The 19654-nt window shown below is 67.7% G+C and carries 20 protein-coding genes; 12 read left to right on the forward strand and 8 right to left on the reverse strand.

The annotated features are described in order from the left end of the window. Positions 1-25: 25 nt before the first annotated feature. From WFK98_RS02600 to WFK98_RS02640, 9 genes are all read left to right on the forward strand, one after another. Positions 26-754, forward strand: a complete 729-nt coding sequence (locus WFK98_RS02600) for an ABC transporter ATP-binding protein (RefSeq protein WP_336799178.1) — start codon at positions 26-28, stop codon at positions 752-754. Beyond that, positions 751-1479, forward strand: coding sequence for an ABC transporter ATP-binding protein (locus WFK98_RS02605; RefSeq protein ID WP_266339273.1), 729 nt, complete (start codon positions 751-753; stop codon positions 1477-1479). Before WFK98_RS02600 ends, WFK98_RS02605 begins: the two co-directional genes overlap by 4 nt. Continuing rightward, a complete protein-coding gene (locus WFK98_RS02610; RefSeq protein ID WP_266339274.1) occupies positions 1466-2329 on the forward strand; it encodes a branched-chain amino acid ABC transporter permease in 864 nt (287 codons plus the stop codon). Before WFK98_RS02605 ends, WFK98_RS02610 begins: the two co-directional genes overlap by 14 nt. Beyond that, positions 2326-3351 (forward strand): branched-chain amino acid ABC transporter permease, encoded by a 1026-nt coding sequence (locus WFK98_RS02615; protein ID WP_336799179.1) that lies wholly within the window; start codon positions 2326-2328, stop codon positions 3349-3351. The genes WFK98_RS02610 and WFK98_RS02615 overlap by 4 nt, the downstream gene beginning before the upstream one ends. Positions 3352-3365: 14 nt before the next feature. Then, positions 3366-4382, forward strand: coding sequence for a zinc-dependent alcohol dehydrogenase (locus WFK98_RS02620; RefSeq protein WP_266339276.1), 1017 nt, complete (start codon positions 3366-3368; stop codon positions 4380-4382). A gap of 12 nt (positions 4383-4394) precedes the next feature. Continuing rightward, positions 4395-5183, forward strand: coding sequence for an alpha/beta fold hydrolase (locus tag WFK98_RS02625; protein WP_336799180.1), 789 nt, complete (start codon positions 4395-4397; stop codon positions 5181-5183). A gap of 27 nt (positions 5184-5210) precedes the next feature. After that, positions 5211-6431, forward strand: coding sequence for an acyl-CoA dehydrogenase (locus WFK98_RS02630; protein WP_336799181.1), 1221 nt, complete (start codon positions 5211-5213; stop codon positions 6429-6431). A 62-nt stretch (positions 6432-6493) separates the two neighbouring features. After that, positions 6494-7042, forward strand: coding sequence for a flavin reductase family protein (locus WFK98_RS02635; RefSeq protein ID WP_336799182.1), 549 nt, complete (start codon positions 6494-6496; stop codon positions 7040-7042). A 61-nt stretch (positions 7043-7103) separates the two neighbouring features. Then, positions 7104-8732, forward strand: coding sequence for a GMC family oxidoreductase (locus WFK98_RS02640; RefSeq protein WP_336799183.1), 1629 nt, complete (start codon positions 7104-7106; stop codon positions 8730-8732). A 69-nt stretch (positions 8733-8801) separates the two neighbouring features. On the opposite strand, the gene WFK98_RS02645 is transcribed toward WFK98_RS02640, so the two are convergent. Beyond that, positions 8802-9563 (reverse strand): IclR family transcriptional regulator, encoded by a 762-nt coding sequence (locus WFK98_RS02645; protein WP_266339281.1) that lies wholly within the window; start codon positions 9561-9563, stop codon positions 8802-8804. Positions 9564-9698: 135 nt separating this feature from the next. Here WFK98_RS02645 and WFK98_RS02650 point away from each other — a divergent pair, with 135 nt between their 5' ends. From WFK98_RS02650 to pcaF, 3 genes are read left to right on the forward strand one after another with little or no spacing between them, the layout of a single operon-like run. Next, positions 9699-10430, forward strand: a complete 732-nt coding sequence (locus WFK98_RS02650; RefSeq protein WP_336799184.1) for a 3-oxoacid CoA-transferase subunit A — start codon at positions 9699-9701, stop codon at positions 10428-10430. Position 10431: 1 nt separating this feature from the next. Next, positions 10432-11103, forward strand: coding sequence for a 3-oxoacid CoA-transferase subunit B (locus WFK98_RS02655; RefSeq protein WP_266339283.1), 672 nt, complete (start codon positions 10432-10434; stop codon positions 11101-11103). A 1-nt stretch (position 11104) separates the two neighbouring features. Next, positions 11105-12307: a 3-oxoadipyl-CoA thiolase gene (gene pcaF, locus WFK98_RS02660; protein WP_336799185.1), complete on the forward strand. Its 1203-nt coding sequence runs from the start codon at positions 11105-11107 to the stop codon at positions 12305-12307. Positions 12308-12394: 87 nt separating this feature from the next. Here pcaF and WFK98_RS02665 read toward each other — a convergent pair whose 3' ends face one another. The 7 genes from WFK98_RS02665 to WFK98_RS02695 form a co-directional block, all read right to left on the reverse strand. Next, positions 12395-13297 carry a CehA/McbA family metallohydrolase gene (locus WFK98_RS02665; protein ID WP_336799186.1) on the reverse strand — a complete coding sequence of 301 codons (903 nt, stop codon included), beginning with the start codon at positions 13295-13297 and terminating at the stop codon, positions 12395-12397. A gap of 35 nt (positions 13298-13332) precedes the next feature. Next, positions 13333-14013, reverse strand: a complete 681-nt coding sequence (locus tag WFK98_RS02670) for an HAD family hydrolase (protein WP_336799187.1) — start codon at positions 14011-14013, stop codon at positions 13333-13335. Positions 14014-14078: 65 nt separating this feature from the next. After that, positions 14079-15359, reverse strand: a complete 1281-nt coding sequence (locus WFK98_RS02675; RefSeq protein ID WP_266339287.1) for an ABC transporter substrate-binding protein — start codon at positions 15357-15359, stop codon at positions 14079-14081. 117 nt (positions 15360-15476) lie between these two features. Next, a complete protein-coding gene (locus tag WFK98_RS02680; protein ID WP_420909628.1) occupies positions 15477-16331 on the reverse strand; it encodes a carbohydrate ABC transporter permease in 855 nt (284 codons plus the stop codon). Further along, positions 16331-17257 carry a carbohydrate ABC transporter permease gene (locus WFK98_RS02685; RefSeq protein WP_336799188.1) on the reverse strand — a complete coding sequence of 309 codons (927 nt, stop codon included), beginning with the start codon at positions 17255-17257 and terminating at the stop codon, positions 16331-16333. Before WFK98_RS02685 ends, WFK98_RS02680 begins: the two co-directional genes overlap by 1 nt. Before the next feature lie 2 nt (positions 17258-17259). Further along, positions 17260-18462, reverse strand: a complete 1203-nt coding sequence (locus WFK98_RS02690; RefSeq protein ID WP_336799189.1) for an ABC transporter ATP-binding protein — start codon at positions 18460-18462, stop codon at positions 17260-17262. 109 nt (positions 18463-18571) lie between these two features. Next, complete coding sequence (locus WFK98_RS02695) at positions 18572-19381, reverse strand: MurR/RpiR family transcriptional regulator (protein WP_336799190.1); 810 nt, start codon at positions 19379-19381, stop codon at positions 18572-18574. Positions 19382-19654 lie beyond the last annotated feature (273 nt).

Here is a 19654-nt window from a genome sequence, read left to right on the forward strand (position 1 = left end):
CATGAACCGGGACGCGGGGGGAGTGATGGACAGGGAAATCCTGCTGAGAGCGCGCGGTGTGTCGAAGTCCTTCGGCGCCGCCCGCGTCCTGCACGAGGTGAGCTTCGATGTCCGTCGGGGCGAGGTGCTTGGCATCCTCGGCCCGAACGGCGCCGGCAAGACGACGCTGTTCAACATGATCAGCGGCGATCTGAAGGTGTCGGCCGGCGAGATCCAGCTCGGCGAAACGGCGCTGCGCGGCGAGCCACCCTATCGACGCTGTCAGATGGGGGTCGGGCGCACCTACCAGATCCCGCGTCCCTATTCGGGCATGACCACCTTCGAGAACCTGCTGGTCGCCGCCGCCTTCGGCGGCGGCCGGTCGGAGAAGCAGAGCTACGCTTTCTGCGCCGAGGTGCTGCGCCAGTGCGAACTCGCCGACAAGGCGAATGTCTCCGCCGGTGCGTTGACGCTGCTCGACCGCAAGCGGCTCGAACTGGCGCGCGCGCTCGCCTCGGATCCGAAGCTCCTGCTTCTGGACGAGATCGCGGGCGGCCTGACCGAGGATGAATCGAAGGCGCTGGTGGCGCTGGTGCGCCGCATCCGCGACCGCGGCGTCACCATCGTGTGGATCGAGCACGTGCTGCACGCGCTGATGGCGGTGGCCGACCGGCTGATGGTGCTGAACTTCGGCGAGAAGATCGCCGAGGGCGTGCCGGCCGAGGTGATCGCGCTGCCCGAGGTCCAGCGCGTCTATATGGGGATCGAGGTATGACCGCCGTCCTTTCCACCCACGGGCTCGTCGCCCGCTATGGCGATTTCCAGGCGCTCTACGGCGTCGATACCGAACTGCACGAGGGCGAGGCCGTGGCGCTGATCGGCGCCAACGGGGCCGGCAAGTCGACCTTCCTGCGCTCGATCATGGGGCTCCTGCCCGTGGCGCGCGAGATGGTGCGGCTGAACGGCGAGCCCGTCGGCGGCACGGCGACCGACCGCATGGTTCAGAAGGGCATCGCCATCGTGCCGGAAGGCCGCCGCCTCTTCACCGGCATGTCGGTCGAGGACAATCTGCGCGTCGCCATGGATCAGGCGGCCCGTATCGGCGCCAAGGGCGGCTGGACGCTGGCGCGGCTGCACAAGCTGTTCCCGATCCTCTCCGAGAAGGCGAGGGCGCAGGTGCAGAGCCTGTCGGGCGGGCAGCAGCAGATGGTCGCCATCGGCCGGGCGCTGCTCTGCCAGCCGCGCGTGCTGCTCTGCGACGAGATCAGCCTCGGCCTCGCGCCCAAGGTGATCCGCGAGATCTACGCCGCCTTGCCGGAGATCCGCGCCACCGGCACGGCGGTGATCGTGGTCGAGCAGGACGTGGGCCTCGCCCAGTCCGCCTCCGACCGCCTGTACTGCATGCTGGAAGGGCGCGTGACCCTGACCGGCAAATCCGGCGACGTCACGCGCGACCAAATCAGCAAAGCTTACTTTGGAGCGGGCCATGGAGTGGTTTGACGCATTGGTGCAGGGCATCCTGCTGGGCGGCATGTATGCCCAATATGCGCTCGGCATGGCGCTGATGTTCGGCGTCATGCGGATCGTCAACATCAGCCATGGCGACCTCGTCATCCTGCTGTCGCTGATCGGCATCTCGATGGCGACCGCCTGGGGCCTCGCGCCCGTCTCGGTGCTGATCATCCTGGTGCCGCTCGCGGTGCTGATGGGCTGGGTGCTGCAGAAGGCGGTGCTGAACCGCGTCGTCGGCAGCGACCCGCTGCCCTCGCTGATCGCCACCTTCGGCCTGTCGATCGCGCTGCAGAACCTGATGCTGCAGATCTGGTCGGCCAACAGCCGCTCGCTGCCGGGCCACGGCATCGAGAGCCAGTCGATCGAGATCGGCGGCATCTATGTCGGCCTGCTGCCGCTGATCGTGCTCGCGGTCGCCACCGGCCTGACCTGGGGCGTCGACATGATGCTGAAGCACACCCGCTTCGGCCGCGCGCTCCGCGCCGCTTCGGCCGATGTCGAGGCGGCTGCGATGACCGGCATCAACCCGCGCGCCGTCTATGCGCTGGCGACGGCGGTAGCGGTCGGCATCCTCGGTTTCGCGGCGGTCTTCCAGTCGCTGCGCTCGACCGTGGCGCCGGCCGATGGTCCGGCCCAGCTGATCTATGCCTTCGAGGCAGTGATCATCGGCGGCATGGGCGCCGTCTGGGGTGCCTTCCTCGGCTCGATGGTCCTCGGCATCTCGCAGGCCATTGGCTTCCGCATCGATCCGGGCTTCGGCGTGCTCGCCGGCCACATCGTCTTCCTGATCGTGCTGGCGACCCGCCCGCAGGGCCTGTTCGGAAAGGCATCGACATGAGTGCAATTCCCTATGCCGTCTCCGAGGCTCCCGACGTCTTGGTCCAGCGCCAGACCTCGTCCGGCCGCATCGCCATGACGCTCGCGGTGCTGGGCGTGGTCGCGGTCGCCGCCATGCCGTGGTGGGCGTCGACCGGCACGATCCGGTCGATCCTCATCCTCTGTTGCTACATCGCCGTCGCGCAGATGTGGAACCTGCTCGCCGGCTATGCCGGTCTGGTGTCCGTCGGCCAGCAGGCCTTCATGGGCGCGGCCGGCTATGCGCTCTTCGTGCTGGCGCAGACCTTCGGCATCAATCCGTTCCTGGCGGTGTTCCTGTCGCTGCTGGTGCCGGCCGTGCTGGCCGTGCCGATCTACCTGCTGCTGCATCGGCTCGACGGGCCGTATTTCTCGATCGGCACCTGGGTGGTGGCGGAGGTGTTCCGGCTGGTCTGCTCCAACCTGCCGCTCGTCAATGCCGGCGCCGGCATGTCGCTGCGGGTGATGAAGGACTATTCCGCCTTCGAGCGGAACCTCGCCATGTCGCTGCTCTGCGCCGGGATGCTGCTCTTGACGGTGGGCGGCAGCTACTGGCTGCTGCGTTCGCGCTACGGGCTCGCCTTGATCGCCATGCGCGACAACCCGGTCGCCGCCGCCAGCCAGGGCGTCAACGTCGCCAAGCTCCGCTTCCTGATCTACGTCGCCTCGGCGGTCGGCTGCGGCCTTGCCGGCGCGATCTATTTCATGGCGCAGCTGCGCATCACGCCCGGCTCGGCCTTCGACCCGATGTGGGCCAACGTCGCTATCTTCATCGTCATGGTGGGCGGCATCGGCTCGATCGAGGGGGTGCTGATTGGCGCGCTGATCTTCTTCATCGCGGATCGCTATTTCGGCGAGTACGGCGCCACCTATTTCGTCGTCCTCGGCGTCATGACGCTGCTGGTCGCGCTCTACGCGCGCACCGGGATCTGGGGCCTGATCTCGAAACGATGGGATGCGCCATGGTTCCCGATCCGGCGCAAGCTCGTCGATCCGAACCGCTGACAGGAGGGAGTTTCATGAAAGCGGCCATTTTCGACACGGTTGGCAGTCCGCTGCGGATCGGCAGCGTGCCGGACCCGGCGCCGGCTCCGGACGAGGTCGTCCTGCGCGTCGCCGCCTGCGGCATCTGCGGCAGCGACCTGCACATCACCGAGGACCCGGTGCCGTTCGGCATCGGCGCGGGTTTCGTGCTCGGCCATGAATTCGCCGGCGATGTCGTCGCCGTCGGTTCGGAGGTTTCCGATCTCCGCATCGGCGATCGTGTCGCCGTCGTGCCGATGCGCGGCTGCGGGCATTGCGCCTCCTGCCGTCGTGGCGATCCGGCGCGCTGCGCCGAGATGGTTCTGATCGGCGGCGGCTATGCCGAATATGCGACGGTCGCGGCGCGCCAGTGCCGGATCCTGCCCGATGACGTGCCGCTCGAGGATGGTGCTCTGGCCGAGCCACTTTCGGTCGCGCTCCACTGCATCGTCCGTTCGGGCATGAAGCCTGGCGACCGCGTCGCCATCATCGGCGCGGGGCCGATCGGCCTGCTCGTCGCCTTCTGGGCGCGGCGGATGGGCGCGTCGCATGTGGTTGTCGCCGACATTCATGAACACCAGCGGGAGCGGGCTCTGGCGCTCGGCGCGACGGGCTTCGTCCTTTCGGGCGAGCGCCTTAGCGAGAACCTCGCCGATGCCTGCGGCGGCGCGCCGGACATCGTCTTCGAATGCGTCGGCAAGCGCGGCCTGCTCGGCAAGGCGGTCGAATCCGTTCGCCTGCAGGGCACGGTGGTCGGCGTCGGTCTCTGCATCGGCGGCGACGAATGGGATCCGTTCGTCGCCCTGTCGAAGGAAGTGAACCTGCTCTTCTCGGTCTTCTTCGACCAGCGCAGCGAATTCGGCGTCGCGCTCGACGCGTTGCGCGGCGGGCCGTTCGCGCCGCAGGGGCTGATCACCGACCGTATCGATCTGTCGCCCGTGCCGCAGATCTTCGAAAGCCTTCGCCGTCGCACGACCCAGTGCAAGGTGCTGATCCAACCGGAATTTGTCTGAGGAGGTATGAACATGGCCGTTTCATTCGAGACGCTCGAATATGACGTCGGTGGCACCAGGACGGTGATCAAGGCGATCGGCAAGGGCAAGCCGATCCTCTTCCTGCATGGCGCTTCGACGCTGGAAGGCTTCGACTTCGCCGCCGGCCTCGCCGACCGCTTCCGGGTACTCTGCGCCAGCCATCCGGGTTTCGGCTTTTCCGGCGCCGCGCCGCATGTCGCGGGCATGTCCGACATGGTCGTGCACTATCTCGACCTGCTCGACGCGATGAACCTTGAGGAGAAGCCGCATCTGATGGGCTTCTCCATGGGCGGCTGGATGGCGACTGAGCTCGCCGGCGTGGCGCGCGAGCGCTTCGACAAGGTGGTGCTGGTCGCGCCGGCGGGCCTGAACGATCCCGCCCATCCGGCCACCAATCTCGGCGCGCTCGCGCCGCAGGACCTGCCGGCCTATCTGGCGCATGACGTCTCCGTGGCGCTCCGCTACTTCCCGGACGGCTCGGATGCCGCCTTCGCCGAGGCGTTCGGCACCGACCGCGCCCGCGAGGGCGAGACGCTCGGCCGCCTGCTTGCGCCCTTCGGCATGGGGCACCCGAACCTGCGGCGTTTCCTGGGACGCATCAACAATCCCGCGCTGGTCGTCTGGGGCGAGGAGGATCGCCTTCTGCCGGCCAGCCAGGCGCCGCTCTTCGTCGACGCCCTGCCGGACGCGAGGCTGATCCTGGTGGAGGACGCCGGTCACTTCGTCATGCAGGAAAAGCCCGGGACCCTGACCCAGGTCGGCGATTTCCTCGCCGGCTGAACCGATTTCAAAGTGGAGGAAAAGTTCATGAACAAGCCCATCAAGCACAGCCCCTGGGGCACGACGGTCGACTATCGCGACCTGCTGAAGAAGATCGCCGAGATCGGCCCGATCCTCGAAGCCAATGCCGACGCCGACGAGGAGAACGGCGAACTGACGCCGGAGACCTTCGAGGCGTTGAAGCAGCTTCGCATGTCGCACGTCTTCGCGGCCGAGAGCCTTGGCGGCGCGCAGCTGCCGCCGACGCAGGCGCTCGAATTGCTCGAGGCGATCACCTGGCATTCGGGCTCCGCCGGCTGGGTTTCGATGGTGCATTGCTGCATCGGCGCGATGTCGGCCGCCTTCCTGCCCGACAGCGCCGTCGAGCGGCTGTTCGCGCCGGGCACCGACAACCGCTTCTCGGGGCAGGGCGCGCCGCTCGGCATGCTGAAGAAGGTCGAGGGTGGCTATCGCCTGACCGGAAAGTGGAGCTATGGCAGCGGCTTCAGCCACGCCACCTATTCGCATAGCGCCGCCTTCGTCGACGACGGCACCGGTAAGCCGGCCAAGGACGCCAACGGCAACGTCATCGTCATGTGCGCCCACGCGCCGATCTCCGAGCACAAGCAGCTCGGCAACTGGGACGTGCTCGGCCTCGGCGGCACCGGCAGCATCGACTATGCGGCCGAGGACGTCTTCATCGCCGACGACCTCGTCTTCCCGATCCTGACCGCGCCGCCGCTGCGCCAGAAGGAGTTCTTCAGCCTCGGCGTCGTCGGCCTCGCCGCCATCGGCCATACCGGCTGGGCGCTCGGCACCGGCCGCCGCATGCTCGACGAGATCGCCAAGTTCGCCCGCGCCAAGTCGGGCCGCGCCGGCCTGATCGGCGAGAGCGAGAAGTTCTGGTATGACTACGGCCGGGCCGAGGCCCGCTACCGCGCCGCCCGCGCCTTCGTCTTCGAAGTCTGGCGCGGCATCGAGGCGACGGTCGAGGCCGGCGAGAGCGTCTCGACCCATCAGATCAGCCTGGTGCACCTCGCCAAGTCGGAGATCCACGAGGTCGGCGTCGACGTCTGCAACTTCGCCTATCGCGCCGGCGGCGGCGCCTCGCTGCGCGCGGGCGTGATCCAGCGCACCTTCCGTGAGATGATGGTGGCGGCCAACCACTTCACCATCGCTCCGTCGGTCGTGACGTCGGCCGGCCGCGATCTCGGAGGCAGCTGGAACAACCGCGTCTGGCAGTTCTACGATCTGATCGAGAAGAAGTAGTTCGAAGGGCCGGGCGGTCCTGCCGCCCGGCCCCCTTTTCCTGCTGCGAGAGAGACCCGTCGATGAGCCTGCACCCGATGACCAACGCCTTCCGCGAGGCTTTCCGCCGCCATCCGGCCGGCGTCGCCGTGATCACGGCCGATCCGGGCGAGCGGCCCGTCGCGATGACGGTTTCCTCGCTGATCTCGGTGAGCGCGGCCCCGCCGGTGGTGGCGTTTTCGCTGTCGATGAAGTCGGGTTCGTCCGAGCCGCTGCTCCGCGCCGAGACGATGGTGATCCATCTGCTGCGCTACGCCGACATCGACCTGGCGCAGCTCTGCGCGTCGAGCGGCGCGGACCGCTTTCCGCCGGGCGGCCCCTGGGAACGGCTTCCCACCGGCGAACCGCGCTATACGGGCGTCTCGACATGGTTCCGCGCCCGCCGGCTCGGCGTGCTGCCGATCGAGGGCGCGACGCTGGTTGCCGCCGAATTGCTGGAGGGCGAGGCGCATCCGGAGGACACCGCGCCGGAGGACCATTCGCTCGTCTATCTGGACCGCCGCTGGCATCGCCTGCACAAGGAACTCGGCGGCGGCATGTTCGACCTCGTGGATTCCTCGCGCTTCATGTAGGCGATCGCCGTCCCCGATTGCCCGAAATGCGCGTCGTCAGGCCGCCCCCGGAACCAATTCGATGAACCATGCCAACCCGCGGCCGGCCGACTTCGGCACCTTTGACGTCGTGATCGTCGGGGCCGGATCGTCCGGCTCCGTGATCGCCAACCGCCTGTCGGCGGATCCGGCCCGGCGCGTCCTGCTCATCGAGGCCGGCAAGAGCGACAACCACCCGTGGGTGCACATTCCGGTCGGCTATCTGTTCGCCATCGGCAATCCGCGGCTCGACTGGGGCTTCAGGACCGAGGCCGTCCCGGGCCTGAATGGTCGAAGCCTGCTCTATCCGCGCGGCAAGGTGCTCGGCGGCTGTTCCTCGATCAACGGCATGATCTACATGCGCGGCCAGGCGCAGGACTATGACGGCTGGCGCGAACTCGGCAATGACGGCTGGGGCTGGTCGGACGTGCTGCCGCTGTTCCGCCGCTCCGAGCGACATTTCGGCGCCGCCGACGAGGCGCATGGCACGACGGGCGAACTGCGCGTCGAGCAGCAGCGCCTGCACTGGCCGATTCTCGACGAGGTGGCGAGGGCGGCCGAGGAGATGGGCATTCCGGCCGCCGCCGATTTCAACGCCGGCGACAATGAAGGTGTCGGCTATTTTCCGGTCAACCAGAAGCGCGGCATTCGCTGGAACGCGCGCAAGGCCTTTCTGGATCCGGCGCGCCGGCGGCCCAACCTGACGATCCTGACGGAATGCCATGTCCGGCGGCTGCAAATGGAGGGCCGGCGCGTCACCGGCGTCGTCTTCGCGCGCGGCGGCGATCTGTTCGAGGCGCATGCCCGCCAGGAGGTGGTTCTTTCCGCTGGTGCGATCGGCTCGCCGCAGATCCTCGAACTCTCGGGCATCGGCCAGGCGGCCGTGCTGGAGCGGATCGGCGTTCCGCTGGTGCACGCCCTGCCGGGCGTCGGCGAGAACCTGCAGGATCACCTGCAGCTGCGGACGATCTATTCGATCACAGGGGCGCGGACGCTGAACGACCGGGCCGCGACGCTCTGGGGCAAGGCCGGCATCGCGCTGCAATATGCGCTGACGCAGAGCGGGCCGATGTCGATGGCGCCGAGCCAACTCGGCATTTTCACCCGCAGCGGCCCGGCGCATAACCGCGCCAACATCGAATATCACGTCCAGCCGCTGTCGCTGGATGCCTTTGGCCAGCCGCTGCACCGGACGCCGGCGCTGACGGTCTCGGTCTGCAACCTGCGGCCGACGAGCCGGGGCGCGACCCATGCCGCGACCGCCGATCCGCAGGCCGCGCCTGCGATCCAGCCGAACTATTTGTCGACCGAGGCGGACCGCGTGGTCGCCGCCGACAGCATCCGCCACGCCCGCCGCCTGATGTCGCAGCCGCATCTGGCCCGCTATCGGCCGACCGAGATCAAGCCGGGTCCCGGCCCGGGGGACGACGAAACGCTGGCGCGGCTGGCCGGCGAAATCGGCACCACGATCTTCCACCCGGTCGGCACCGCGCGGATGGGGCATGACGCGCAGGCCGTCGTCGATCCGGAACTCCGGGTGCACGGGCTGCAGGGATTGCGGATCGCGGATTGCTCGGTGATGCCGACGATCGTGTCGGGAAACACCCACGCGCCGGCGGTGATGATCGGCGAGCGGGCGGCCGACCTGATCACCGCCGCGGGCAAGGGCTAGAGCGTTTCGAGCGAAGCGGATACCGGTTCGCGTGAAGAAGACGCGACCAAGCAAAGAGCTGGAGCGCCTTCAGCGCAGGATTTCCCGCATCTTCCGGCCGACCTCCTGGAGGGCCGGCAGATAGCGCTCGATGATGGCCTCGATCGGCTCGCCGCGGGCCGGCAGGCCGAGATTGACGGCGGCGACGGTGACGCGCCGCGCCGTCATCAGCGGGACGGCGATCGAGCGCAGGCCCATCTCCACTTCCTGGTCGATGGCGGCATAACCATTGGCGCGAACGCGGGCGATCTCGGCCAGCACCGCTTCCGGGTCCGTCAGCGTGTGCGGCGTGCGGCGCGGCAGCGGGCCGGCGCCCAGGCGTTCGCGGGCCTCGGCCTCCGGCAGGGCCGCGAGCAGCACCCGGCCCATCGAGGTGCAATAGGCCGGCAGGCGCGAGCCCGGCATCAGCGCGATCGACATCACCTTTCGCTGCGCGGCGCGGGCGACATAGACGATCTCGTCGCCATCGAGGATCGAGACCGACGAGCTCTCGCCGATCGTCTCGGACAATTGGTCGAGCAGCGGCTGTACGAGCTGCGGCAGCGGCATGGTGGCAAGGCAGGCCGTGCCGAGCCGCAGCACGCGCGGCGTCAGCGTGAAGTATTTCCCGTCATAGTCGGCATAGCCGAGATGGGCGAGCGTCAGCAGGCAGCGCCGCGCGGTGGCACGGTCGAGCCCGCTCGCCGCCGCGACTTCGGAAATCGACTGGCGCGGATGGTCGGGACTGAACGTCTCGATGACAGATAGCCCCTTGGCGAGGCCGCCCATCAGGTCGCGTTCGGGAATGGTCATGGCGCCGGCTATCCAATTTGAGCGATATTCGAACAAATGCATGATATCGCACAAATTGGATGGACGGAAGAGCGTACCCGGCCTATCCCTTGGCTGCGCCGGGCGGTTCCGGGCCAGGGCGCCAGGGGAATTTGCATGGACAAGACAGTCACAGACCTCGCCACCGCCGTGGCCGGGATCGGGGACGGCATGACCGTGATGATCGGTGGCTTTGGTGGAGCAGGCTCGCCCATCGAACTGATCCACGCGCTCATCGATCGTTTCCGCGCTACCGGCCATCCCAAGGCGCTGACGATCATCAACAACAATGCCGGCAACGGCCATGTCGGCCTGGCCGCGCTGATCGAGGCGGGGATGGTGAAGAAGCTGATCTGCTCCTTCCCGCGCTCCGCCGATCCGGTGGTGTTCACCGAGCTCTACCTGGCCGGCAAGATCGAGCTGGAACTGGTGCCGCAGGGCACGCTGGCCGAGCGCATCCGCGCCGGCGGCGCCGGCATCCCGGCCTTCTACACCCCGACCTCCTATGGCACGGACCTCGCCGGGGGCAAGCCGGTCGCCGAGTTTGACGGCCGCTCCTATGTGCAGGAGCGCTGGCTGAAGGCCGACGTAGCCCTGGTGAAGGCGGAAACGGCCGACACGCATGGCAATCTCGCCTATCGGGCCGCGGCGCGGAACTTCAATCCGCTGATGTGCATGGCCGCGGCCGAGACCGTGGTGCAGGCGAGCCAGATCGTGCTCGCCGGCGGCATCGACCCGGAGACGGTCGTGACGCCCGGCATCTTCGTCCAGAAAGTGGTCGAGGTCGCCCACGCGCAGCAGGAAGAGGATCTGAACCGCGCCAACGCCGTCTATCCGGGAGTTGCCTGACATGGCCGCCAAGCTGACCAACAATCAGATCGCCTGGCGCGCCGCGCAGGACATTCATGACGGCGCCTATGTCAACCTCGGCATCGGCTTCCCGGAGAAGGTCGCGCAGTACCAGCCGCCCGGCCGCGAGGCGATCTTTCACACCGAGAACGGCATCCTGAACTTCGGCGAGGCGCCGCCGAGCGGCGAGGAAGACTGGGACCTGATCAACGCCGGCAAGCGCGCGGTGACGCTGAAGCCCGGCTCGGCCTTCTTCCACCATGCCGACAGTTTCGCCATGGTGCGCGGCGGCCATCTCGATGTGGCGATCCTCGGCGCCTATGAAGTGGCGGAAAACGGCGACCTCGCTAACTGGTCGACCGGGCCCAAGGGCGTGCCTGCGGTGGGTGGCGCGATGGATCTCGTGCATGGCGCCAAGCGCGTCGCCGTCATCACCGACCATGTCACCAAGGACGGCAGGCCGAAGCTGCTGCAGCGCTGTACCCTGCCGCTGACCGGCGTCGCCTGCGTGACGCGCGTCTATACCTCGCTGGCGGTGATCGACATCGAGGGCGGCCGCTTCGTCCTGCGCGAGAAGCTGCCATCCCTGTCGCTCGACCAATTGCAGGCCGTAACCGGCGCCGAACTCGTCAACAACGGCAGCGTTGCCGATCTGATCGTTCCGGAGCTCTGAGATGACCGACGTCTTTATCTGCGACTATATCCGGACCCCGATCGGCCGCTTCGGCGGCGCGCTCGCCTCGGTTCGCGCCGACGATCTCGGCGCCGTTCCGCTCCGGGCGCTGGTAGCCCGCAATGCCGGCGTCGACTGGGAGGCCGTCGACGACGTGATCTTCGGCTGCGCCAACCAGGCAGGCGACGACAATCGCAACGTGGCGCGCATGTCGTCGCTTCTGGCCGGGTTGCCGGTCGGCGTTTCCGGCACGACGATCAACCGTCTCTGCGGCTCCGGCATGGACGCCGTGATCGCCGCTGCCCGCGCCATCAAGGCGGGCGAGGCGGAGCTGGTGATCGCCGGCGGCGTCGAGAGCATGTCGCGCGCGCCCTTCGTCATGCCGAAGGCCGAGGCCGCCTATTCCCGCAACGCAGAGATCTATGACACGACGATCGGCTGGCGCTTCATCAATCCGCTGATGAAGGCGCAGTATGGCGTCGATTCCATGCCGGAGACCGGCGAGAATGTCGCCGAGGACTTCGCCGTCTCGCGCGAGGACCAGGACCGCTTCGCGCTGGCGAGCCAGGCCAAGGCGGCAACGGCGCAGGCAAACGGACGGTTGGCGCGCGAAATCACGACGGTCACCATCCCGCAGCGCAAGGGCGATCCGGTGGTGGTCGACCGTGACGAGCACCCGCGCGCCACCACGATCGAGGCTCTGGCCAAGCTGCCGACGCCGTTCCGCAAGGGCGGCACAGTGACGGCCGGCAATGCCTCCGGCGTCAATGACGGCGCCGCGGCGCTGATCCTCGCCTCGGCGGAAGCCGCAAAAAGGCATGGCCTGACGCCGATCGCCCGCGTGCTCGGCGGGGCGGCGGCCGGCGTGCCGCCGCGGATCATGGGCATCGGCCCGGCGCCGGCCTCGAAGAAGCTGATGGCGCGGCTCGGGCTCAAGGCAGCCGATTTCGACGTGATCGAACTGAACGAGGCCTTCGCCTCGCAGGGGCTCGCGACCCTGCGCGATCTCGGCATCGCCGATGACGACGCGCGCGTGAACATCAATGGCGGCGCCATCGCGCTCGGGCATCCGCTCGGCATGTCCGGCGCCCGGATCACCGGCACGGCCGCGCTGGAACTGAGCCTGAATGGCGGCCGCCGCTCGCTCTCGACGATGTGCATCGGCGTTGGCCAGGGCATCGCCATCGCGCTCGAACGCGTCTGACCGGTCGATCGGGACGGCGTTCATCCACGATGGCGCCGTCTCCGACGATAGATGACCCGGCCGTCGACGACGGCCGGGACAAAGCCGTCACTTCCAGATCGGATTGGACCAGGCGCTGCGGCCGGTATCGTCGACGACGATCACGCGCAGCCAGGGGCTCTTTTCGAGCGGCGCCAGCGAGACGCGGGTGCGGGTCATGGCGATGCCGCTGCTGTGGCTCATCAGATAGCCCTGTCCGGCGACCAGCACGCGCGAAGCGGACGAGCAGCGGACCTCGACGGCGTCCGCCGTGACATCGATGTCGTCGATGCGCGGGCCCTGGGTCGAATAGAAGCTGCCGGCCTTGAGCGCCTCCAGGATGTGCTCGGGGCTGTTGCTCTCGGCCTTGAGCTCGATCCAGCCGCCGCCGAAATCGGCCGCCTTGAAGTGGGCGTCGTCGCAGGCGTAGGTCGTCAGGCGATGGCCCTTGTCGAGCAGGCCGTCGAGCAGATAGGCGCCATGGCCCTTGTCGTGCATGACCTGGCAGCCATGGTTGTAGATCTCGACCGAATGGGCGGCGTCGACCAAAGTCTCGGCATCGGCGAGCGACAGGCTGTACCAGCCGGGATGGGCGATGCCGACAAAGGCGCCGGCCGCCCTGGCGCGGCGGGCGAGCGCCGGCCCATCCTCGTCGGGCGTGGTCGGGGCGAAGTCGAGCGGCAGGCCGACGGCGACGAGATGCCAGAGGTCGCTCACCTCGGTGCGCGGCGCATGGATCTCCGCGCCTTGCAGCATGGTGAAGCCCTCGTCGCTGAAGGCGCGCGTGTCGGTGACCGGGAAGTCGTACTGCTTCAGGAAATGGTCGGTGATCGACAGGAAGTCATAGCCGGACTGGCGGTAGGCCTGGATCACCGCCTCGACCGGGAGCGCGCCGTCGGAACGCGTGGTGTGGGTGTGGATGTTGCCGCGCAGGAAGCGGCCGGGCAGGGAGAAGGGAGCGATGCTGCTCATCGGGAACGGTCCTTTGTGCAATCGGGAAGGCTGGTTCAGGCAAGGGCAGCCGCGCTGGCGGAAAGCCAGGGCAGGGCGGCCAGTTCGTGGTGTTCAGTGAGGACCAGGTCGGCGCCGAGCGACAGCAGGCGCTGGTCGTGGCCGGGCAGGATGTGGCCGCCGCCGCAGAAGCCAACCACGCGCATGCCGGCGGCGACGCCCGCGGTGACGCCGGTGACGCTGTCTTCCACCACGAGGCATCTCTCGGGCGGGATGCCACCCATGCTCTTCGCCGCGTGCAGGAACAGGTCGGGGGCGGGCTTGCCGCGCGCCACGTCGTCAGCGCTGAACACGCGTCCTTCGACCAGCGGCGCCAGCCCGGTGGCCGCGAAGGTGCAGCGTAGCCGCTCGTGGCCGCTGTTCGAGGCGACGCAATAGGGCTGGCCGAGGCCGCGCAGCAGCTCGGCGATGCCGGCGACCGGCTTCAGCTGCGACTGGAAGGCCGCCTCCAGCCGCTCCGCGACCATGGCCTCGAATTCCGGCAGCAGGGCTGTACCGTGCATGGCTTCCAGCTTGCGTCGGGTGGCGCCGGCGTCCAGGCCGACCAGCCCGGCGACGACATCCTCGACCGACATCGGCCGTCCGATCGCGCCGAGCGTCTCGCTGATCACCTGCGCGGCGAGGATTTCGCTGTCGACGAGCACGCCGTCGCAGTCAAATATGACAAGATCGATCAAGGTCTTACCTGATGAAAGGCCGCGCGTGAAACCACGCGCGGCGGATGGCTTCTGTTGTGGGAAGCTCAGTTCGGCAACAGGGCGTTGGTCGCCTCGGTGATCTTGACGATGCCGTCCTCGGGGGAGACGTCGCCGCTCATCACCTGGCCGATGATGTCACGCTGCGTGCGCCAGATCTTCACGCCATTGGTGCCGGGGTAACCGCCCCAGGGCGCCGCGCGGGAGATCTGCTTGATGCTCGTGTACCAGTTCGGGTTCTCTTCGTAGAACTTGCCGAGATATTCCGGCGCAAGCGCCGCCTTGTTGGTGGGCATGTAGCCCGAGCCGAGCACGGCGATGGTCTGGCCTTCGGCGCTTGTCGCGAACTTGATGTATTCCCAGGCCGCGTCCTGCTTCGCCTTGTCCTTGGCCAGGATCATCATGCCGTTGCCGCCGGTCGGCACGACGCCCTTCTCCAGGTTGGAGACGGGGAAGGTCGAGGACATCAGCGTGAAGCGGGTGCCGATCAGGTCGGAGAAGCCGCGCGCGCTGTTCGGCGAGGCGAAGATGATGCCGAGCTTGCCGGCGGCGAACTGCTGGCGGGACTGCTCGAAATCGCGCAGCGTCATCTTGCCGTCGGTGACGAAGCTGCGGGCGAGCTTCAGAGCCTCGAGGCCCGAGCCATTGTCGAAGGCGACGCTCTTGTTGTCGTCCTTCATGACCTGCGCGCCCTGCTCGAGGATGAGCGAGCGCCACAGCCAGTCGTCCGGCCAGGCGTGGATGTCGTAGGCGAAGCCGTCGACGTCGCCGCCGGTTGCCTTGATCTTGGCGCCGAGCGCGATCATGTCCGACCAGTTGGTCGGAAAGTGATCGGGATCGCCGCCGGCCTGCTTCACCAGGTCGGCATTGTAGAAGACGATCGGCGTCGAGGCGTTGAAGCCGATGCCGTACTGCTTGCCGTCGACCTTGCCGAGATTGAGGATCGAGGGCTCGTAGTTGGCGTTGACCCACGCCTCGCCTTCCTTGGCCATGTAGTCGTCGAGCGCGATGACCTGGCCGCGCTTCTCGAGCTGATGCACGACTTCCGGCAGCAGGTGGTAGCCGGAGTGATAGACGTCCGGGAGGTTGTTGGTGATGGCCTCGCGCAGCAGCGCCTGGTGCTGCTCGTCATAGCTCGGCAGCGCGTTGCGGAACTTGATGACGATGTCGGGGTGCTTCGCCATGAACGCCGCCGCCACCTTCTCGTGGAAGACGTTGTGGGCGGGCATGAAGTGCTCGACTTCGATGGTGATCGGGTCGGCATGTGCCGTGGACGCGCCGAGCAGGGCGACCACGCCGGCCAGCGCGGCCTGCTTGAGGGTCTTCATCATGGGCTCCTTGAGGGTGGATGCGTAGGGCAGAGGGATCCGTCGCGGGCCGACGATCGTCGGGCCCGGCATCTGGTGGAGTTCACTGGGGTGCGGCCGGATCGCCGGCCGCGGCGGTTACTTGACGCCGGTCATGGTGACGCCCTGGACGAAATGGCGCTGGGCGCAGAGGAAGAGGACCACGAGCGGGGCGGTGAGCAGGGTGGCGGCCGCCATCAGGGCGCCGAAGCTGGAACCGAGGTCGGTGTCGGAGAAGTACATCATGCCGAGAGGCGGCGGCGCGAGCTCCGGGCTGGTGACGACGATCAGCGGCCAGTAGAGGTCGTTCCAGTGCGCGGTGATGGAGAAGACCGCGAAGGCGGCGATCGCCGGGCTGGCGCTCGGGACGACGACGCGCCAGAGGATTTCCAGTTCGCCCATGCCGTCGAGCCGCGCCGCGTGGATGATGTCGTCCGGGAAGGAACGGAACACCTGGCGGAACAGGAAGATCGCGAAGACCGACAGGAAGAATGGCAGCATCAGCGCGAAGTAGCTGTCGAGCGTGCCGGTGAAGGCGAGGCCCATGTAGAGCGGCAGCGCCGGCACCTGCACGGGCACGCAGAGGGCGAACAGCACGAGCGCGAACAGCAGGCCGCGGCCGCGGAACTCGTATTTCGCCAGCGCATAGGCGCAGGGGATCGCCGTCAGCAACTGCACCGCGAGGATGCCCGCGCAGATCACGACGCCGTTCAGCATGAAGCGCAGCAGCGGCGCCTTGGCGAAGGCTTCGCGGAAATTGTCGAAGCCGGCAAATGTCTGCGGCAGCCAGTGGAAGGTGGCAGAGAAGACTTCGGGCGACGGGCGGAAGGCGGTGAGCACCATCCAGTAGAACGGAAACAGCATGGCGAAGGCGCAGGCCAGCAGCACGGCGTGCATGACGAGCTGGCCGGGGGTGAAGCCTGCCCGCGTGAGGAAGGAGGCGGAGCGCGACATCAGTAGTGGACCTTCCGTTCCAGAACCTTCGCCTGGATCAGCGACAGCAGGAGGATGATGCCGAGGAAGACGACCGTGATCGCCGAGGCGAGGCCGATCCGCATGTACTGGAAGCCCTCGAGGTAGTTGACGTAGAGCAGCACGTCGCTCGCCCCCTGCGGCCCGCCCCGGGTCAGCACCGCGACGGTGTCGAACACTTTGAAGGCGGTGATCGAGGTGGTGATGATGACGAACATCGTGGTCGGCCCGAGCATGGGCAGCGTCACGGTGAAGAAGCGCTCGATCGGGCCGTCGATGCCGTCGACGGCCGAGGCCTCGTAGAGCTCCTGCGGGATCGCCGTCAGGCCCGCGGTGAACAGCACCATGTTGAAGCCGGCGAGCGACCAGACGCCGATGATGGCGAGAGCGGGCATCACCAGCGACGGATTGCCGAAGAACTCCATTGCCGGCAGGCCGAAGGCGGTCAGCAGATGGTTGACTGGGCCGATCGTGCCATGGAGCAGGTATTTCCATACCGTCGCCATCGCGATCAGCGTCGAGGTAACCGGCAGGAAGAAGGCGATCTGGTAGAGCTTGCGGCCCTGCTTCAGTCCATTGACCATCACGGCGAGCAGGAGGCCGATCACCACCGAGGCGGGAACGACCAGCGCGACATAGTAGATCGTGTTGAACAGGGCCTTCCAGAAGCTCCGGTCCTTCCAGAGCGTGACATAGTTGTCGAAGCCGAGGAAGGAATAGTCGAGGGCGCCGAGCTCGTAGTCGGTGAAGCTCATCGTGACCATCACCGCGATCGGCAACAGCAGCGTGCCGACCAGCAGGATGACGGAGGGCGTGGCGAACCAATAGGCGACGGAGGGTGCGATCTCGGCGCCGAGCCGGCGCCGCGATGCGGTGCCGCTCGCGCCGGAGGAAAGAACCATGGCCATGATCAGGCTCCCACCGCCCTGCGGCCCATGGCGAAGTTCATCAGCTCGGTCGAGGCCGCGCCCTGCAGGCCCGGCAGCCGCTTGCCGTCGGCGCCGAATAGGAGGGCCGAGCTGGCGCGCGCGCCGATCGCGACGTTCTCGTTCAGGCGGCCGTTTGCCTGCAGCCTGTCGAGGTCACCCGCCGAGACGCGCAGCGTCATGGCCTTCCTGCCGCCGGCGTCGTGGCGCATATGGAGCAGCACGTCGTGGCCGAGCCGCTCGATGCGCTGCAGGCGGCTGTCGATGACGATCTCGGACGAGCCGTCGTCGATGGCGAGCACTTCCGGCCGAAGGCCGACCGTGAGCGCCCCGACCGTCTCCGCGCGGAACCCCGTCGCCTTGCCGGCGATCGAGACCTGACCGTTCGTGTCGGCGCGGGCGTCGAGCAGGTTGATTTCCGGGCTGCCGATGAAGCGGGCGACGCGTACATCGACGGGATTTGCGTAGATGTCGCTTGGGGTCGCGACCTGGATGATTTCTCCATCCATCATCAGCGCCACGCGGCTCGACATGGTCATCGCCTCGACCTGGTCGTGTGTCACATAGACGAAAGTCGCGCCGAGGCGGCGATGCAGTTCGGAAAGCTCGCCGCGCATGTGCACGCGCAGCCGGGCGTCCAGGTTGGAAAGCGGCTCGTCCATCAGGAAGACGCGCGGCTGCCGCACCATGGCGCGCGCGAGCGCCACGCGCTGCCGCTGCCCGCCGGAGAGCTGCGCCGGCCGGCGGTCGAGCAAGGCCTCGATCTCGACCTGCGCCGCCACCTGGCTCACGGATTCGGCGATGGCGGCGCGCGCGGCCGACTGGCCCGGCACCATACGGCCGACGAGGGGCCAGCGCGCCGCGCTGCTGAGACGCCGCACCTTCAGCGGCGTGGCGATGTTCTCGCGCACACTCATATGCGGATAGAGCGCGTAGCTCTGGAACACCATGGAGACGTCGCGCGCCCGGGGCGGCAGGTGGTCGACGGGAGCGCCGTCGATGCGGATCGAGCCGCCGTCCTGCGGAATGAGGCCGGCGAGGATGCGCAGCAGCGTTGATTTTCCGCAGCCGGAAGGGCCGACGAGGGTCAGGAATTCGCCTGCGGCGATATCCACCGAAACCCCCTTCAGCGTCCTGGCCGCGCCGAAGCTCTTTTCGATCGAAGCGATGGAAACGGTCGCCGTCATGTTCTGCCCCCGTTGCGTTGGGCGGAACATGGCGGAGTTTTATTTCACTCGCATGACGGATGTGGATTAAAACTCCATAATCTCTTCATGCCGGTGGAGCGTCGGCCGCTCACTCGGCCGCGATCGCGGCGGCGAGTGCTTCCACGACGAGGATCTTGGCGGGGACGGCCGTCATTTCGCCGCCCATGGGCGGCGGATCGGTGGCGACCGCCAGCAGGACGGCGTCGGCGTTCTGGGTAAGCGGGCTCTGCGCGCGGCCCGTGATCGCGAGCGTGAAGGCGCCGGCCGCCCGCGCGCCGGCCAGGAAGCGCACCGTATCCGGCGTGACGCCGATTTCGGAAATGCCGATCGCCACGCAGGAGGCATCAAATTTGGTGATCACCTCATGCGCGAGCGTCGCATCCTGGAAGGCCTGGGCGATGAGGCCGACGCGCATCAGGCGATAGGCGACCATCTCGGCCACGATGCCGGAGATGCCGGCGCCGAATACGTCGATGCGCCGGCTCTTCTTCAATTGCACCGCCAGGCGGAGCAGCAGGTCGGGATCGAGGTTCTGCGCGGTGCTGCTGATCGCTTCCGCGAGCCGGGCCGCCAGCGGCGTCAGGCCGCCGACATGGGATACCCGCATCAGGCGGACGGTCCGCTGGCTCGCAAGCTCAGCCGTCAGGGCGATCTTGAGATCGCGGTATCCGGCATAGCCGAGATGCTTGCAGAAACGGACGACGCTGGCCTCGCCGCTCTGCGCCAGCACGGCGAGTTCCGCCAGCGACGAACGGACGACGCGCTCCGGATTGTCGAGGATGTACTTGCCGATCCGCGAGAGCGCTTCCGGCATCTCGTCGATGGCCTGCCGCAGGCGTGGAAGGCTTGGATCGCCGAAAGTCTCGGGGCGATCGTTGGGGGGCGCTTCGAGCGGCATCACGAATCTTTGGCTGCCAGACGGGTCTTCGATCCGGCCGAGAGTGAAACGTCGGCTGCCGATTGTCCAGAAATTGCATAGGCTCGGTTGTGGAGCCCCGCCGTTGCCATGTAGCGCTAGGCGGCAAGGGGCGGACCGGCGGAGCATGTCAGCCGGTCGACGGGCATTTCGCCGCGACCTCAGGGCCGCGACGGCTCGAAGCCTTGATGGACTTTTGTTCTGCGTACCCCGTGATTCACCTTGAACGCAGATGCGGTCTTGATCAGCCCAGCG

Source organism: Kaistia sp. MMO-174 (assembly GCF_037147815.1).
Classification (GTDB): domain Bacteria; phylum Pseudomonadota; class Alphaproteobacteria; order Rhizobiales; family Kaistiaceae; genus Kaistia; species Kaistia nematophila.

Bases quoted from the DNA above. Each gene is read 5' to 3' on its own strand.
- WFK98_RS02600 (WP_336799178.1), top strand. From the start codon at position 26: ATGGACAGGGAAATCCTGCTGAGAGCGCGCGGTGTGTCGAAGTCCTTC.
- WFK98_RS02615 (WP_336799179.1), top strand. From the start codon at position 2,326: ATGAGTGCAATTCCCTATGCCGTCTCCGAGGCTCCCGACGTCTTGGTC.
- WFK98_RS02655 (WP_266339283.1), top strand. From the start codon at position 10,432: ATGGCCGCCAAGCTGACCAACAATCAGATCGCCTGGCGCGCCGCGCAG.
- WFK98_RS02680 (WP_420909628.1), bottom strand. From the start codon at position 16,331: ATGTCGCGCTCCGCCTCCTTCCTCACGCGGGCAGGCTTCACCCCCGGC.
- WFK98_RS02665 (WP_336799186.1), bottom strand. From the start codon at position 13,297: ATGAGCAGCATCGCTCCCTTCTCCCTGCCCGGCCGCTTCCTGCGCGGC.
- WFK98_RS02685 (WP_336799188.1), bottom strand. From the start codon at position 17,257: ATGGCCATGGTTCTTTCCTCCGGCGCGAGCGGCACCGCATCGCGGCGC.
- WFK98_RS02645 (WP_266339281.1), bottom strand. From the start codon at position 9,563: ATGACCATTCCCGAACGCGACCTGATGGGCGGCCTCGCCAAGGGGCTA.
- pcaF (WP_336799185.1), top strand. From the start codon at position 11,105: ATGACCGACGTCTTTATCTGCGACTATATCCGGACCCCGATCGGCCGC.
- WFK98_RS02690 (WP_336799189.1), bottom strand. From the start codon at position 18,462: ATGACGGCGACCGTTTCCATCGCTTCGATCGAAAAGAGCTTCGGCGCG.
- WFK98_RS02620 (WP_266339276.1), top strand. From the start codon at position 3,366: ATGAAAGCGGCCATTTTCGACACGGTTGGCAGTCCGCTGCGGATCGGC.
- WFK98_RS02635 (WP_336799182.1), top strand. From the start codon at position 6,494: ATGAGCCTGCACCCGATGACCAACGCCTTCCGCGAGGCTTTCCGCCGC.
- WFK98_RS02695 (WP_336799190.1), bottom strand. From the start codon at position 19,381: ATGCCGCTCGAAGCGCCCCCCAACGATCGCCCCGAGACTTTCGGCGAT.
- WFK98_RS02640 (WP_336799183.1), top strand. From the start codon at position 7,104: ATGAACCATGCCAACCCGCGGCCGGCCGACTTCGGCACCTTTGACGTC.
- WFK98_RS02610 (WP_266339274.1), top strand. From the start codon at position 1,466: ATGGAGTGGTTTGACGCATTGGTGCAGGGCATCCTGCTGGGCGGCATG.
- WFK98_RS02605 (WP_266339273.1), top strand. From the start codon at position 751: ATGACCGCCGTCCTTTCCACCCACGGGCTCGTCGCCCGCTATGGCGAT.
- WFK98_RS02650 (WP_336799184.1), top strand. From the start codon at position 9,699: ATGGACAAGACAGTCACAGACCTCGCCACCGCCGTGGCCGGGATCGGG.
- WFK98_RS02675 (WP_266339287.1), bottom strand. From the start codon at position 15,359: ATGAAGACCCTCAAGCAGGCCGCGCTGGCCGGCGTGGTCGCCCTGCTC.
- WFK98_RS02625 (WP_336799180.1), top strand. From the start codon at position 4,395: ATGGCCGTTTCATTCGAGACGCTCGAATATGACGTCGGTGGCACCAGG.
- WFK98_RS02630 (WP_336799181.1), top strand. From the start codon at position 5,211: ATGAACAAGCCCATCAAGCACAGCCCCTGGGGCACGACGGTCGACTAT.